Raw genomic sequence first — 14522 nt, 5'->3', positions numbered from 1 at the left:
GACGGCACACGGCGAAGGCTGAGGCAGCGGTGACGACTTTCGAGGAACGGACCACGGTGCACGCCTTCCGCGACGACGCCCTGGGCGAGCACGACGCCGTCGGGCTCGCCGAGGCGCTCCGGCGAGGTGAGGTCGGCGCCGCCGAGGTGGCCCGGGACGCGCGGGAGCGGGTCCGGGCGGTCGAGGCGCGGCTCAACGCGGTCCAGGTGCACATCGATGCTCCGGCGCACGCGGCCGGCGCGGACGGTGCCTTCGCGGGAGTGCCCACCTTCGTCAAGGACAACACCGACTACCTCGGACTGCCCACCGGTCACGGCAGCGCGGCCTTCACCCCGAAAGCCGTCCGGCGGCATGCCCCCTTCGCCCGGCAGTTCCTGAGCAGCGGCGTCACGGTGCTGGGCAAGACCCGGCTGCCCGAGTTCGGGTTCAGCCCGACAACGGAGTACGAGGGCGCCGAGCCCGTGCGCAACCCGTGGAACACACGTTGCTCGGCAGGCGGTTCGTCGGGCGGCAGCGCGGCGCTCGTCGCCGCCGGGGCCGTGCCGATCGCGCATGCCAACGACGGCGGAGGCTCCATCAGGATCCCGGCCGCCTGCTGCGGACTCGTCGGCCTCAAGCCGACCCGGGGCCGGGTCGTGGCGAACGCCCAGAGCCGTCAACTGCCGATCGACATCATCTCCGACGGCATCGTGAGCCGTTCCGTGCGGGACACGGCCGCGTTCCTCGCCGCCGCCGAGACGTACCGGCCCAGCCCGCAGCTGCCGCCCCTCGGCCTGGTCGAGGGCCCCTCGGGACGGCGGCTGCGCATCGGGTTCCTGATCGACTCGCCGAACGGTGTCCAAACCGACACCGCCACCCGGGCGGCCGTCACGGAGACCGTGGCGACGCTCGAACGGCTCGGCCACTCCGTGGAGCCGGTGGAGTTGCGCCTCGACCCCCGCTTCACCGACGACTTCCTCACCTACTGGGGAATGCTGTCGTTCCTCCTCGGCGTCACGGGCCGCACACTCGGCGCCGATTTCGACCGGCGCCGCATGGACGGCCTCAGCCGGGGGCTGCGCGAGGCGTACCTGCAGCACTGGAAGCGCACCCCGGGTGTGCTGCGCAGGCTGAAGCGTACGAAGACGGCGTACGCGGCGGCGTTCCGCGGACTGGACCTCGTCCTCACGCCCGTGCTGGCCCACACCACGCCGCGGATCGGTCACCTCAGCCCGGTCGTTCCGTACCCGGCGCTGATCGAGCGCATCATCGCGTACGTCGCCTTCACGCCGATCAACAACGTGGTCGGAACTCCGTCGATCTCGGTGCCCGCGGCGCGTGCGACGGAGGACGGGCTCCCCATCGGCGTCATGTTCTCCGGCCGCCCGGGGAGCGAACGGACGCTGCTGGAGGTCGCGTTCCAGCTGGAGGCGGACCGGCCGTTCCGGCGTATCCAGGAAGTGTGACGCCGTCTCCGCCCCAGGAGGTCACATGGCCTCCCGGGCCCGCTTCTCCAACTCCTCCGGAGGGACGTCCTCGACGTGCGAGGCGATGCTCCAGCGGTGCCCGTAAGGATCCTCGAACTGGCCCGTGCGGTCCCCGTAGAACTCGTTCCTGACCGGGGACAGTTCCCGGGCGCCCCGGGCGAGGGCCCGGGCGAAGACCGCGTCGACGTCCGCCACGTACACGTGCAGGGTGACCGGTGTGCCCCCGACCGCCCTGGGGGAACGGAACCCCATGTCCGGGAACTCGTCCGCGAGCATGATGACCGAGTTGCCCAGCGTCAGCTCGGCGTGGCCGATCCTCCCGTCCGGGGCCGGCATCCGCATCCGCTCCTCCGCGCCGAGCACGGCCGCGTAGAAGTCGATGGCGGCCGCGGCTCCATCGACGCAGAGGTACGGCGTGACGCGCGGGTATCCCTCGGGAATGGGCTGGACGGACACGGTCTCCCGCCTTCCGGACAGTGGCGATCACCGCTGATCGCCGCCTCCCACCACTGATATCCCGGGCCCCCCGCCGGTGCGCCGACGCCGCGCGGCGCCCGGCCCCGGGATGCTCCGAAGGGCGGCAGACCGTATCCCTATCGGCAAGTACTTGCTAAGGTGGAAAGTACTTGCCGGGTCGGCGACACGAGCATGCCCGGCGCAACGGGAGGGACGTGTGATGAGTGCACGGGCGGATGCGGCGGCATCGCTGAAGGACACGGCGCGGATCGAGGCGACGGCCCGGGGGCGTAGCGGCTGGTACGCCGGATACCTGTGGGTGTTCGCCGGGTGGCAGCTCGTTCTCGTCCCCATGGTGGTGCTGTGGCACGGGCGGACGGGAGCGCTCGTCAGCACCCTTGCCAACGCCCTGGTAGTCGTAGGCCTGTCGCTCGTCGCGACCCGGCAGCCCGTGGTCCCGCGCGGCTACGGCGGCAGACACCTCAAGGTGATCGGCGCCTGGACGGTCGCCTATCTGCTCAGCCTCACCCTCGCCTTGACCGCTTTCCCGGACAGCGTCGTCTTCGCGGTCGTGGCCGCTCTCGGATGCGCGCTGCCGGCCGCCTCGGCGGCGTGGCGTGAAGGGCGGCGCACCGCATGACGACCGCAGCGCCGGTTGGACCGGGCCCGGGCCCGCACCCGCGCCACGCACTCGAACCCCTGCTCACGTCGGCCGTACGCCTGTCGATCGTCGCGGCCCTCGCCCCCGTGGACAAGGCCGAGTTCGCCTATGTGCGGGACCTCGTGGAGCTCACCGACTCCGCACTGTCGAAGCAGGTCTCGCGCCTGGAGGAGGCGGGGTGGGTCACGGTCGAGAAGGGCCAGGTCGGGCGTCGGCCGCGAACCTGGTTGTGCCTGACCGGGGAAGGGCTGGCCGCCTACCGGCGTCACCTCGCCGCGCTCGCGGCGATCGCGGGCCCGCTGAGCTGAGGGCGACGGGGGCGCAGGACGCGCGGTGAGTGCCCCTAAAGTGCTTCCATGCCTGCTTCGTTGAGTCCCGTGAAAACCGCCGCCGCCCTGCGGACATCGGCGCGTGCCTCCGTCGAGTTGCTGCTCGTCCTCGTGACGGCTTCGGTAGTCCTGTGGCTCCTGGGGCGGATGTGGTCGGTCGTGTGGCCGCTCATCGTGGGCTTGTTCCTCACCACCCTGACCTGGCCCCTGGCCCGATTCCTGCGGCGGCGCGGGTGGCCTCCGGCCCTGGCCGCGTCGGTGGTGACCGTGCTGTTCCTGCTCGTGGTCACCGGCATCGTGGCGCTCATCGCCGTCCCGGTGGCGTCGCAGTCCGGTGAACTGGCCGACGGCGTGGCCGCAGGCGTCCAGCGGATGCGCGAATGGGCCGCCGGGCCGCCGCTGAACATCGGGGACGACCAGATCACCGGTGCCCTCGACTCGGCCGTCGCCCGCGTCCAGGACAGCATCGGCAGCATGGTCACCGCGGTGGTCACCGGGCTGAGCACCGTGGTCAACGGTGTGGTGACCGCCGTCCTGGCGCTGTTCCTGATGTTCTTCTTCCTCAAGGACGGCCCGCGGTTCCTGCCCTGGCTGGCCCGCCAGCTCCCCGGCCGGCTGGCCACGGACATCCCGGTCGTGGCCGAGCGCGGTTGGGAGACCCTCGGCGCGTTCGTACGGTCCCAGGCGTTCGTCGGTCTGCTCGACGCCGTCCTCATCGGCATCGGTCTGTGGATCCTCAAGGTTCCGCTGGTGCTCCCGCTCGCGGTGCTGACCTTCGTGTCCGCGTTCGTGCCGATCGTGGGTGCCCTCTTCGCCGGGCTGGTCGCGGTGCTCATCGCCCTGGTCTCCAACGGCCCGGCGGACGCGCTGATCGTGCTGGCGATCATCGTCGTGGTCCAGCAGCTCGAGGGCAATGTGTTCCAGCCCATGATCCAGAGCCGGGGGCTCGGCCTGCACGCGGCGGTGGTCCTCCTCGCGGTCACCCTGGGCGGCAGCCTGGCCGGCATCGTGGGCAGCCTGCTCGCCGTACCGGCGGCCGCGCTGATCGCGGTGGTCTGGAACTACCTGCGGGAGCAGCTCAGCGAGCCGTCACAGGAACCCGACCCCGACGAGCCGCAGACCCGTACGACGGTCCCTGCCTAGGGGCCGGAACGGCCGGGCCCCCGGCGCAACCCCGGGGGAGCACCTGGCGCCCACTGGTAAAATCGGCAGCACGCTTCGACACCGCCGGGGCCCGTACCAAGAGGTACGGGCCCCGGCGCGTTCCGGGCGCCGGACCCAGGAAGGTTTCCCATGAACGCGCAGCCGCACGACCCCGAGCACCCCCGTGGCGGCAAGCCCCGGCGGGAGACAGCACCGCAGGGCGACCTCCCGGCGCCGCGGACGGGCGCCGCGGCCCGGCCGCCGGCCGGGTCCTTCGACGCACTCGGGCTGCCGCCCGAGCTGGTGGCGACGATGACCGGTCTCGGGGTGAAGGAGCCGTTCCCCGTCCAGGCGGCGACCCTGCCCGACGCGCTGGCCGGTCGTGACGTCCTCGGCCGCGCGCGGACCGGCTCCGGCAAGACCCTCGCCTTCGGGCTCGCGCTGCTCGTCCGGACGGCGGGCCGGCGCGCCGAGTCGAAGCGGCCGCTCGGGCTGGTCCTGGTGCCGACCCGGGAGCTCGCCCAGCAGGTGAGCGACGCGCTGGAGCCGTACGCGCGAGCGCTGAACGTGCGACTGGCCACGGTGGTCGGCGGGCTGTCGGTCAACCGGCAGACCGCCCTGCTGCGGAGCGGTGCCGACGTGGTCATCGCGACGCCGGGGCGTCTGACCGACCTGGTGTCGCGCCGGGACTGCCACCTGGGCGAGGTGCGGATCACGGTGCTGGACGAGGCGGACCAGATGTGCGACCTGGGGTTCCTGCCGCAGGTCTCCGACATCCTGGACCAGGTCCGCCCCGGGGGTCAGCGGCTGCTGTTCTCGGCCACGCTCGACCGCGACGTCGAGCGGCTGGTGCAGGGCTACCTCCACGACCCGGTGCTCGTCTCGGTCGACGAGGTGGCGGGCTCGGTCACCACGATGGAACACCACGTACTGAACATCCACCCCGCCGACAAGTACGCGACCGCGACCGAGATCGCCGCGCGGGACGGCCGTGTGCTGATGTTTCTCGACACCAAGGCCGCCGTGGACCGGTTCACCCGGCACCTCCAGGCCAGCGGCGTACGGGCCGCCGCCCTGCACAGCGGGAAGTCGCAGCCGCAGCGCACGCACACGCTCGCCCGGTTCAAGGACGGCGGGATCACCGTGCTGGTGGCGACCAACGTCGCGGCGCGCGGCATCCACATCGACGCGCTCGACCTCGTCGTCAACGTCGACCCGCCGGCCGACGCCAAGGACTACCTGCACCGGGGCGGGCGGACGGCCCGCGCCGGGGAGTCCGGGAACGTGGTCACCCTCGTCACCCCCGACCAGCGGCGCGACGTGAACCGGCTGATGTCCGAGGCCGGGATCCGGCCGATCGTCACACAGGTGCGCTCGGGCGAGCAGAAGCTCACCGCCATCACCGGGGCGAAGCGGCCGCCCGCACCGGCGAAGACGGCCACCGGCAACGCACCCTTCCGCGGTCTCGGCACCCGCCCGGGCCGCCCCGCGAAGGAGTCGCGCAAGACCGCCGAGGCCCGCAAGGCGGCGGAAGCCCGCGCGGCGGCCCGGGTGCGCAAGAGCCGCTGACGCCCGGCCGCACCTGCCGGCGCGGGATCCGGCGCGGCGGCATGATGCCGCCCCCCTGTCGCCTGTGCCGCTCCTGTCGGGCCTGCCGCCCCTGCGGCCCCTGGCGTGGGCCGGGGGCCGCGAATCTCGTGGGCGCTGGGGCGCGGGGTGGGCGATGCTCGCCGTATTTCCGGTGTGCGGCTCGTCCGCCGCCGGGCCTGCCGTGCCCTGGTACGAAGCCGCCGCGCTGCACCGGATCCGACCTCCGCGCACCGCCGCCCGCCGCGCGCCGCTCGCCCGCCGCGCGCCGCTCGTCCGCCCCACGGCGGACCCGCCGCCGCGGGCCCGGCACGCCGGAGGAACCCCCGGGGCCCGGCGCCCGTAACCTCGGCACCCCCGCACCGCCTGCGTCGCGGGGTGCCGACCACCGAGGGTTACGCCCCGCCCGCCGGCGCCGATCACGCGGCCCCCTCGCTAAGCCCCGCCTGCCCGGAATCTCCACGGAACTGTCCGTCCAGTCGGTGGGACGACTCTTACGCCCCTGCTCTACCGGTGAGTAACATGCGCGCACCAACCGGCACCCACCCGCCCGCCTGCCCCCACGGCGGCTAGGAGCACGTGATGTCGTACCACCGCACCTTCCCCGATCCACCCCCCTCCCACCCGCCCCATGACGCCGCCCCGTACCGCTGGGACTCACCCACCCCGCCGCAGCAGCAGGCACGGCGCGAGCCGCACCGTCCCCATGGCGACCTCGACACCCTCCGGTCCGGCTACCGCAAGCTGCGTCGCGTCTCGACGCTCACCGCGCTGGGGTACTTCGTCCTCTTCCTCTTCCTCGCGGCCTTCGCGCCCGGTCTGATGACCAGCACGGTCACCGGCGGACTCACCACCGGCCTGCTGCTCGGGCTCTGCCAGCTGCCGGTGGCGCTCGCGGCGATCGCCCTGTACGAGCGCATCGCGCGCCACCGGATCGACCCACTCGCGGTCGCCATCCGCGAGAGCACGCCGCCGCCGGCGGAGGAGCCCCACGCCTTCGGAGGGCGCGGCGGCCGGCGGGCGGACGCCGCCGGGTTCCCCGGCGGCCGGGACCCGTTCCAGTGGCCCGGCGGGCCCGCGGGGGGTGACCGGTCATGACCGAGTTCGGCTCCGACGCCCAGACCATGTCGCTGGTCGCGTTCATCGCCGTCATCACGGTCACCCTGCTGGTGTGCGTGATGACCGGACCCGACCACGGCGACCTCGGCGAGTTCTACACCGGCTACCGCTCGCTGTCGCCCGTGCAGAGCGGCCTCGCCATCGCCGGCGACTACATCTCGGCCGGTACGGTGCTCGGCACCATCGGCATCATCGCGCTCCTCGGCTTCGACGGAGTCACGCTGACCCTGAGCACCGTGCTCTCTCTGGTCCTGCTGATGTTCCTGCTCGCCGAACCGCTGCGCAACACCGGCCGGTTCACCACGGGCGACGTCCTCGCCCGCCGCGCCCCCGGCCCGATCGTGCGGATCACCACCGCCGTGGTCACCCTCGCCGCGCTGCTGCCGCTGGTGATCTTCCAGCTCGCCGGCGCGGGCGACCTGCTGGCCGTCGTCCTCGGCTTCCACACCGACGGCTTCAAGACCGGGGCGATCGTGTTCCTCGGCCTGCTGATGATCGCCTACGCGGCCATCGGCGGGATGAAGGGCACCGCGCTCATCCAGATCGTCAAGACCGTCGTCCTGCTCGGCGCGGCCACCGCCATCGCGGTGCTCGTCCTCGAACGGTTCGACTTCAGCCTGCCCCTGCTGCTGGACGCCGCCGCGAACGGGAGCGGCGCGGGAGAGGCGTACCTCGCCTCCGGGCTGCAGTTCGCGGGCGACGGCGTCGACATGATCGCCACCCAGCTCACGGTCGTGCTGGGTGCGGCGGTGCTGCCGCACATCACGATGCGCACCTTCAGCTCGCGCAGTGCGCGAGCCGTGCGGCGCTCGATGTCCTGGGCCGTTTCGACCGTCGTCGTCACCTGCCTGCTGCTCGCGGTGATCGGGTTCGGCGCGTCCGCGATCGTCGGGCACAAGGGCCTCGTCGCCGGCGGCCCGCAGGGTCAGACTGCCTTCCTGATGGTCAGCCAGGCCGTCATGGGCACCGATCCGACCGCGATCGAAACCCTGCTGTTCACGGTGGTGGCCACCGCGGTCTTCCTGACGCTGCTGGCCTCGGTCGCCGGGATCACCCTCGCCTGCGCCAACACGCTGGCGCACGACCTCATCGCGCACGGGTTCCGCAGGGCCGGCCTGAAGAACTCCACGGAGATGGCCATCGCCCGGACCGCTGCGGCCGGCGTCGGGCTGGTCGCGATCGCGATCGCGGCCGGAGTACGGCACCTGAACCTCCAGGCGCTGCTGATCCTCTCCTTCTGCATCGGTGCTTCCGCGATCGCCCCCGCACTCGTGTACAGCCTCTTCTGGCGCCGCTACACCCGCACGGGGCTGCTCGCCACCCTCATCGTGGGCACTGCCGCCACCCTCGTCCTGATGGCGGGCAGCAACCTGGTGTCCGGATCACCGCAGTCGGTCTTCCCCGACCAGGACTTCAACTGGTTCCCGTACACGACGAGCGGCCTCGCCTCCATCCCCCTCGGGTTCCTGGCCGGCTGGCTCGCCACGGTCCTGCAGGACCGGGACGCGGCCGGCCGGCGCCGCCGCTACGAGGAGCTGGAGCCGACGATCCTGGCCGGTGCGCCGGCACCGGCGATGGCGGGCAGCGGCAGCGGCACGTCCTGACCCCCGCCCCGGCGGCAACGGGTGCCCGGCCTGCCCGCAGGCCGGGCGCCCTGTGCGCCGCACGGCTCCGCTCCGGGTCACCCGGAGCGGGCCCGGGCACGCAGCAGGAGTACGGCGATGTCGTCGGTGTGCCGGCCCGTGGGCAGGGTGCGCCGGATGAGGCTGTCGACGAGGTGCTCCACGCTCTGTCCCCGGACGTCCGCGAGGTGGCGGGCGAGGCTGCTGATCGCCCGGGTCATGTCGGTGCCGGGAGTCTCGACGAGACCGTCGGTGTAGAGCGCGAGAGCGGTCCCCGGCAGCAGCGGCAGCGTGGTGATGGGGAACGGCGCGTCGAGGCCGATGCCCAGCAGGGGACCGGTTTCGACGTCGAGGACACGGCCGCTGGGGTGGTGGCGCGGGTGGTGCACGATCGCCGGTGGGTGACCGGCACTGGCCAGCTGGACGCTCCGGCGGTCGAGATCGATGTGCGCGTAGAGGCAGGAGACGAAGAGCTCGGAGTCGAAGTCGGCCAGGACGCGATCGGTGCGGCTGAGGACCTCGGCCGGGTTCGCTCCGGCGGTGGCATGGGCGTGGATGGCGGTGCGTACCTGCCCCATCAGGGCGGCGGCGGTGGCGTTGTGGCCCTGTACGTCGCCGATGACGGCGGCAGCGGTGCTCTCGCCGAGGCGGATGAGGTCGTAGAAGTCGCCGCCGATCTCCATGCCGTGCGTCGCGGGCAGGTAGCGCGCGGCGACGTCCAGCCCGTCGAGGTGGGGCAGGGAGTGCGGCAGCAGGGCCTGCTGCAGGTTGTGGGCGAGGTCGTGCTTGGCGTCGTAGAGGCGGGCCCGGTCCAGGGCCTGGGCGATGAGGCCGGCGAGGGAGGTGAAGGCGGCGCGGTCCCCCGCGGTGAAGGGGTGCGGGCTGTCGTAGGACAGGACCAGGCAGCCGACCGGCCGGCCGCGGGTGACGAGGGGCAGGAACGCCCAGGCCTCCTTGCCGCTCAGCGCGGGGGCCAGCGGGTGGGCCCGCTCCATCTCGGTGGGGTCCGTGAAGAACTCCGGGGCGCCGGTGAGCAGCACCCGCCCGGCGGGGGTGAGGCCGGTGTCCAGGGAGAGTCCGTCCAGGCGCTCGACGGTGCCCGGCTGGTAGCCCCGGTGCCCGGCGAGCCTGAGCCGGCCGGCGTCCGTCGTGGAGAGGACCATGCCCTGCGCTCCGAAGGCCGGCATGACCTGGTCGGCGACCAGGTCGATGACGTCCTGCACGCCCACCGTCTCGGTCAGGGCCGCGGCCAGGTGCAGCAACTGGTGGATGCGCCCGACGGCACCGTCCTTCGCGCCGGGACCGGCCGGGCCCGGGGACGGCGTCACCGCGCCGGTCCGGGGCTCACGCCCGCCCGCGCCGCTCGGGGTGATCAGGACGCTGATGCCGCTGTCGTCCGGGTAGAGCCGGAAGTCGAGCCACCGGTCGGGCGGATGCAGCACCGTGTAGGCCACGGGCTCCCGGCTGAGCACGGCGGTGCGGTAGTGGTCCTCGGAGATGGGGTTGTCCAGCCAGGGGAGCGACTGCCACGGCAGGGTTCCCAGCAGCTGGCCGGTACTGCGGCCCAGCAGGTCGAGGGCGGCCGTGTTGAGGTACGTGACGCGGCCTTCGAGATCCAGCGCCATGGTGCCGACGGGCAGGCGCTCGATGAGGTCCGCGGCGGCGAGCGCAGACTGCGGCGGGCTGGTGCCCGTACGGTTCAGGCGGATGAAACGCGGCTGCTCCGGGATGGCCGGCCGCCGGCCGCCCTCGTCCAGCAGGCGGCCGATGCGCCGCGCACTGGAGGTGATGTTGCCCCGCTCCCGGCGGGTGAGGGCCGGCGGGTGGGTGGCCGGCCACAACAGCAGCAGGGCGCCCCAGCACTGCCGGGCCCCGTCGAGCGGGGCGGCCGCCATCGCGAAGCGGTACGGCAGGGCCGCCGCGGTCCGCGGATAGGTCCGGGCCATGTCGTCCTGCCCGCCCACCCACACCAGGCGGTCCTCGCGCACGGCGTCGGAGACCGGGCCGACGGTCGCCAGCGGCACCCGCCGCCATGGCCCGGCGACGAGCGCGGACACCCCGCACATCACCACCAGGTGCAGCACCGGTTCGTCAGCGGACAGCAGGTACACGCCCCCGGCCGAGGCGCCGGCACGGCGTACGACCGCGGCGAGCGCCTCGTCCGGGTGGGGGGCGTCCCGCGGCCGTTCAGCCTTTCCGGTCAGTGGTCCCACCTCGCAAGCCGGCCCCGCGAACAGGGGAGCCCCTGTGCTCGCGCGCACAGGCCCCCGGCGGGCGCGCCCTGCCCCCACCTGCCGGGAGACGCTTCGCACCCGAGGCGTGCACCGCGCACCACGCGTAGCCCCATATCGGGACGATACGCCCAAGCCGCGGTCGCGGCACGGGACCGACGGCAGGAGGAGCCCCACCTGGCCCGAAGCCGGTCGTCCCACCGCCGCCCCCGGCTTCCACCGCACGCCCGGGGCCTGGCATCGTGGCCGGTATGGCGACAGGGTTGGACATGGCCGTCCTCGTCGGACTGCAGGCGTCCGGGAAGTCCACTTTCTACGCGCAGTGCCTGGCGGGCCGGTACGACCTGGTGAGCAAGGACCTGTTCCCCCGGGGCGCCCGCAACAAGCAGCGGCGGCAGATGCGCCTGGTCGAGGAGGCGCTGGCGTCCGGGCGGCCGGTCGCGGTGGACAACACCAATCCCTCACCGGAGGAGTGGGGCCCGCTGGTGGACCTGGCCCACGCCCATGACGCGACGGTGACGGCCTACTGGTTCCCGCCGGACCTCACCGGCTCCCTGCGGCGCAATGCCGCCCGGGAGGGCCGGGACCGGGTCCCAGACATCGGTGTGCTCGCCACGCTGAAGCGGCTGCGCGGACCGTCGACGGCGGACGGCTTCGACGACGTGCGGGAGGTGCGGTTCGACGGACGCGGCGGCTTCGACGTACGGCTCCGACCGCGCCGGCGGCCCTGACGGCGTGGGCGACTCCGGCAGGCCCCGGCTCGGTGAAGGCCCCCGGCCAGGGGAAGGTTCACCGGACCTGCGTCAGGGTGCCCAGCACCCGTATGTGCGGGCGGCCGTCGGGCGCGCAGGCCGTCACCGTGGCGCGTACGCCGTAGACGTCGGCGATCAGCGTCTCGGTCAGCACCTCCTCGGGCGTGCCCGCGACGACGACGCGCCCCTGGCGCAGCACCACCACGTGGTCGCAGTACATCGCGGCCAGGTTGAGGTCGTGCAGGGCGACGACGCCGGTCACGGGGAGGCTGCGGACGAGATGGAGCAGGTCGTGCTGGTGCTGGATGTCGAGGTGGTTCGTCGGCTCGTCGAGCAGCAGCTCCCGCGGTTCCTGCGCGAGGGCCCGCGCGATCTGCACGCGCTGGCGCTCGCCTCCGGACAGCGTGTGCCACGGGCGGTCCGCCCGGTCGGCGAGACCCGTGCGCTCCAGGGCGTCGCGGACCGCCCGCTCGTCGGCCGGCGACGGAGGCGCCCAGGCCCGCCGATGGGGGATGCGGCCGAGCCGTACGACATCGGCGGCGGTCAGTTCGACGAGGGTGTCCGCCTGCTGTTCCACGACGGCCACCCGGCGTGCGACGTCCCTGCGGCGCTGCCCCTCCAGGGGGCGGCCGTCGAGCGTCACCACTCCCGAGGCGGGCCGCAGCACGCCGCAGAGGAGGCGCAGAAGCGTGGACTTGCCGGAGCCGTTGGGGCCGAGCAGCCCTGTGACGGCGCCGGCGGGCGGTGCGACGCTGACCCCGTCGAGGATCAGGCGCCCGCCGGCGGAGCGGGAGACGCGGTCGGCGCCGAGGGTCATCGGGGGCTTCTCCGGGTGCGGTGGAGGACGAGCACGAAGGCGGGCACGCCGACCAGCGACGTCATGACGCCGACCGGCACCTCCTGGGGGTCGATGACGGTACGGGCCAGCGTGTCGATCCACAGCAGGAACACGGCTCCGCCCAGGGCGGCGGCGGGCAGCAGCCGGCTGTGTCCCGGGCCGACGAGTGCACGGGCGGCGTGGGGAAGCACCAGACCGACGAAGCCGATGGCGCCCGCCGCACAAACCAGGGCGGCCGTCAGCAGGGCGGTGACGCACAGCAGGACCAGCCGCGCGCGACCGACGTTCACGCCCAGGGTGGCGGCGGCCTCCTGGCCGAAGGCGAACGCGTCCAGCGTCCGGGCGTGGCCGAGGCAGACGGCCAGCGCGATCCCCAACGCGGCCAGGCACAGCCACACATCGGTCCAGCCGGCCCCGCTCAGCGAGCCCAGCAGCCAGAACAGCACGCCGCGGGTCGTCTCCGCGTCGGCCGAGGTGACCACGATGAAGGAGGTGAGCGCGGAGAACAGCTGCATCGCGGCGACACCGGAGAGCACGACACGGTCGGTGGTACCGCCCAGGGTGTGGCTCAGCAGGAGCATCGCGGCGAACGAACACACAGCGCCCGCGAACGCGCCGCCCGAGACCGGCAGCACCCCGCCGCCGACGCCGAGGACGACCACGGCGACGGCACCGGTGGACGCCCCCGAGGAGACACCGAGGACGAAGGGGTCGGCGAGCGGATTGCGCAGCAGCGACTGCATCACCGCCCCGCACAGCGCCAGCCCCGCTCCGCAGACGGCCGCCAGCAGGGTGCGCGGCAGCCGGAGCTCCCACACGATGCCGTCACGGATCGGCGTGAGCCCGGAGGGGGCGCCGCCGGCGTGGGCGGCCACGACGGACCAGACGTCGGCCACGCCGATGTCCGCCGGCCCGATGGTGATCGCCAGGGCCGTGGACACGGCGAGCGCGGCGAGCCCGGCCGCCGCGCGCAGCAGCGAAGCGGTCACTTCGCCAGGCCGAACCGGCGCAGCGCGGCGGCCACCTGCTCGACGCCCTCCACCGTGCGGATCGTCGGGTTCATGGCCTGACCGCTGAGCAGGACGTACCGCTTGTGGCGCACGGCGTCCATGTTCCGGGTCACCGGGTTCGTCTCCAGGAACCGGATCTTCGCGGCGGCGCTCTCCGCCGTCTGCGACTTGCGGGTGAGGTCACCGATCACCAGGACGTCGGGGTTGCGGTCCGCGACCGTCTCCCAGTTGATCTGCGGCCACTCCTCCGTGGTGTCGTCGAAGACGTTCTCCGCCCCGGTCTCCCGCGTGATGACACCGGGTGCGCCGCAGCACCCCGCCATGTACGGGGACTCGGCGTTGGCGAACCAGTACAGCAACGTGACGCCCGAGGCGTCGAGGCCCGCGGTCGCCCGGTCGACACGGCCCTTGAGCCGCGCGACCAGTTCCTCGCCGCGCTTCTCGACGCCGAAGACGCGCGCGAGGTCCCGTACCTCGCCGTGGACCGTGTCCATCGTGAGCGGGGTGGTGCGCACCCCGTCGCCGTCGCCGCTGTTGTCCTTGCCCAGGCAGTCGGACGGGGACAGGTACGTCGGTACGCCGAGCCGCTCGAACTGCTCGCGCGTGGCCACACCGCCCTTGCCGAGCGTGGAGGCGAACGAAGCCGCCACGAAGTCGGGTTCGGCGTCGAGGACCTTCTCGAAGGACGGGTTGTTCTCCGCGAGACGGTCCACGCCGCCGGCTGCCTTCTCCAAGCCCTTCATGACGGGGTCCGTCCAGGTGGCGGTTCCCGCCATCCGGTCGGCGAGGCCCAGCGACAGCATGATCTCGGTGGTGCCCTGGTTCAGCGAGACGGCACGCTGCGGTCCGTCCCCCCGGATCTCCACCTTCTTCCCGCAGTTGTCGAGCACGCGTGCCGCGCCCGGCGGAGCGGAGGCGGGCCGGGGGGAGGTGCCGCAGCCGGTCAGGAGGAGGGCCCCGCTCAGGAGCATGGCGAAGGCAGCGGTCGGGCGCGTGAGGGGCACGGCGTTGTTCCTAGCGTCGAGGGCCCAAGCGCGGAGCCCGTCCGTACGGTGCACACCAGCAGGTCTTCGGACTCGGGGTCATCCGGACGAGGCGCCTTCCCGGACCGGTGGTCGGCCCAGTGGCTTCGTGCCCCGCCCGTCGCCCTCACCGCTGCGCGTCAGTTCCGGATTCGCACCGGATTCCCTGACCCACGTACACACACGTACGGAGTTCGACTGGCTGCGGCAAGCTACCACACACGCGGGACGCCCCGGCGGGCAACCGACCTGAGAGAGCGGGGACTTCCCCCGCCGCCGGGGGCGG

General features: G+C 73.3%; 13 protein-coding genes and 1 riboswitch. Of the genes, 8 read left to right on the top strand and 5 right to left on the bottom strand.

Annotated features, from left to right (window positions below):
- Positions 1-29: 29 nt before the first annotated feature.
- Entirely contained in the window at positions 30-1445 is a 1416-nt protein-coding gene (locus tag ACIA79_RS22860) for an amidase (RefSeq protein ID WP_399430188.1), read from the top strand.
- A 21-nt stretch (positions 1446-1466) separates the two neighbouring features.
- Here the strand turns inward: ACIA79_RS22860 and ACIA79_RS22855 are convergent, their stop codons facing one another.
- Positions 1467-1922, bottom strand: a complete 456-nt coding sequence (locus ACIA79_RS22855) for a VOC family protein (RefSeq protein ID WP_399430187.1) — start codon at positions 1920-1922, stop codon at positions 1467-1469.
- Positions 1923-2142: 220 nt separating this feature from the next.
- Between ACIA79_RS22855 and ACIA79_RS22850 the strand changes: the two genes are divergently transcribed.
- The 6 genes from ACIA79_RS22850 (at position 2143) to ACIA79_RS22825 (ending at position 8365) form a co-directional block, all read left to right on the top strand.
- The gene (locus ACIA79_RS22850; protein WP_399430186.1) at positions 2143-2562 is read left to right on the top strand and encodes a hypothetical protein; all 420 of its coding nucleotides are present in this window, start codon (positions 2143-2145) and stop codon (positions 2560-2562) included.
- Entirely contained in the window at positions 2559-2891 is a 333-nt protein-coding gene (locus tag ACIA79_RS22845) for a winged helix-turn-helix domain-containing protein (RefSeq protein ID WP_399430185.1), read from the top strand. The genes ACIA79_RS22850 and ACIA79_RS22845 overlap by 4 nt, the downstream gene beginning before the upstream one ends.
- Before the next feature lie 48 nt (positions 2892-2939).
- A complete protein-coding gene (locus ACIA79_RS22840) occupies positions 2940-4055 on the top strand; it encodes an AI-2E family transporter (protein ID WP_399430184.1) in 1116 nt (371 codons plus the stop codon).
- Between the two features lie 150 nt (positions 4056-4205).
- Positions 4206-5624, top strand: coding sequence for a DEAD/DEAH box helicase (locus ACIA79_RS22835; RefSeq protein WP_399430183.1), 1419 nt, complete (start codon positions 4206-4208; stop codon positions 5622-5624).
- Positions 5625-6224: 600 nt separating this feature from the next.
- Positions 6225-6740, top strand: coding sequence for a DUF485 domain-containing protein (locus tag ACIA79_RS22830; RefSeq protein ID WP_399430182.1), 516 nt, complete (start codon positions 6225-6227; stop codon positions 6738-6740).
- Positions 6737-8365, top strand: a complete 1629-nt coding sequence (locus ACIA79_RS22825) for a cation acetate symporter (RefSeq protein ID WP_399430181.1) — start codon at positions 6737-6739, stop codon at positions 8363-8365. The genes ACIA79_RS22830 and ACIA79_RS22825 overlap by 4 nt, the downstream gene beginning before the upstream one ends.
- Before the next feature lie 77 nt (positions 8366-8442).
- Here the strand turns inward: ACIA79_RS22825 and ACIA79_RS22820 are convergent, their stop codons facing one another.
- On the bottom strand, positions 8443-10587 hold the full coding sequence (locus tag ACIA79_RS22820) for a SpoIIE family protein phosphatase (protein ID WP_399430265.1): 2145 nt from the start codon (positions 10585-10587) through the stop codon (positions 8443-8445).
- A gap of 278 nt (positions 10588-10865) precedes the next feature.
- Between ACIA79_RS22820 and ACIA79_RS22815 the strand changes: the two genes are divergently transcribed.
- Positions 10866-11345 (top strand): AAA family ATPase, encoded by a 480-nt coding sequence (locus ACIA79_RS22815; RefSeq protein WP_399430180.1) that lies wholly within the window; start codon positions 10866-10868, stop codon positions 11343-11345.
- 58 nt (positions 11346-11403) lie between these two features.
- Here ACIA79_RS22815 and ACIA79_RS22810 read toward each other — a convergent pair whose 3' ends face one another.
- Genes ACIA79_RS22810 through ACIA79_RS22800 form a run of 3 tightly spaced genes read right to left on the bottom strand, consistent with a single transcriptional unit; the run spans position 11404 to position 14185 of the window.
- The gene (locus ACIA79_RS22810) at positions 11404-12183 is read right to left on the bottom strand and encodes an ABC transporter ATP-binding protein (RefSeq protein WP_399430179.1); all 780 of its coding nucleotides are present in this window, start codon (positions 12181-12183) and stop codon (positions 11404-11406) included.
- A complete protein-coding gene (locus tag ACIA79_RS22805; RefSeq protein ID WP_399430178.1) occupies positions 12180-13193 on the bottom strand; it encodes a FecCD family ABC transporter permease in 1014 nt (337 codons plus the stop codon). The genes ACIA79_RS22810 and ACIA79_RS22805 overlap by 4 nt, the downstream gene beginning before the upstream one ends.
- Positions 13190-14185: an ABC transporter substrate-binding protein gene (locus ACIA79_RS22800; RefSeq protein WP_399430264.1), complete on the bottom strand. Its 996-nt coding sequence runs from the start codon at positions 14183-14185 to the stop codon at positions 13190-13192. The genes ACIA79_RS22805 and ACIA79_RS22800 overlap by 4 nt, the downstream gene beginning before the upstream one ends.
- Before the next feature lie 72 nt (positions 14186-14257).
- A riboswitch (cobalamin riboswitch) is annotated at positions 14258-14454 on the bottom strand.
- Positions 14455-14522 lie beyond the last annotated feature (68 nt).

The organism is Streptomyces sp. NPDC051310 (genome assembly GCF_044455245.1).
Classification (GTDB): Bacteria; Actinomycetota; Actinomycetes; order Streptomycetales; family Streptomycetaceae; genus Streptomyces.
Note: the sequence above shows the minus strand (reverse complement) of the source record. Positions and strands in the feature narration are given on the sequence as shown.

Coding starts and splice junctions, on each gene's coding strand:
- ACIA79_RS22840 (WP_399430184.1), top strand. CDS start 2,940: ATGCCTGCTTCGTTGAGTCCCGTGAAAACCGCCGCCGCCCTGCGGACA.
- ACIA79_RS22850 (WP_399430186.1), top strand. CDS start 2,143: ATGAGTGCACGGGCGGATGCGGCGGCATCGCTGAAGGACACGGCGCGG.
- ACIA79_RS22825 (WP_399430181.1), top strand. CDS start 6,737: ATGACCGAGTTCGGCTCCGACGCCCAGACCATGTCGCTGGTCGCGTTC.
- ACIA79_RS22830 (WP_399430182.1), top strand. CDS start 6,225: ATGTCGTACCACCGCACCTTCCCCGATCCACCCCCCTCCCACCCGCCC.
- ACIA79_RS22810 (WP_399430179.1), bottom strand. CDS start 12,183: ATGACCCTCGGCGCCGACCGCGTCTCCCGCTCCGCCGGCGGGCGCCTG.
- ACIA79_RS22835 (WP_399430183.1), top strand. CDS start 4,206: ATGAACGCGCAGCCGCACGACCCCGAGCACCCCCGTGGCGGCAAGCCC.
- ACIA79_RS22815 (WP_399430180.1), top strand. CDS start 10,866: ATGGCGACAGGGTTGGACATGGCCGTCCTCGTCGGACTGCAGGCGTCC.
- ACIA79_RS22800 (WP_399430264.1), bottom strand. CDS start 14,185: ATGCTCCTGAGCGGGGCCCTCCTCCTGACCGGCTGCGGCACCTCCCCC.
- ACIA79_RS22845 (WP_399430185.1), top strand. CDS start 2,559: ATGACGACCGCAGCGCCGGTTGGACCGGGCCCGGGCCCGCACCCGCGC.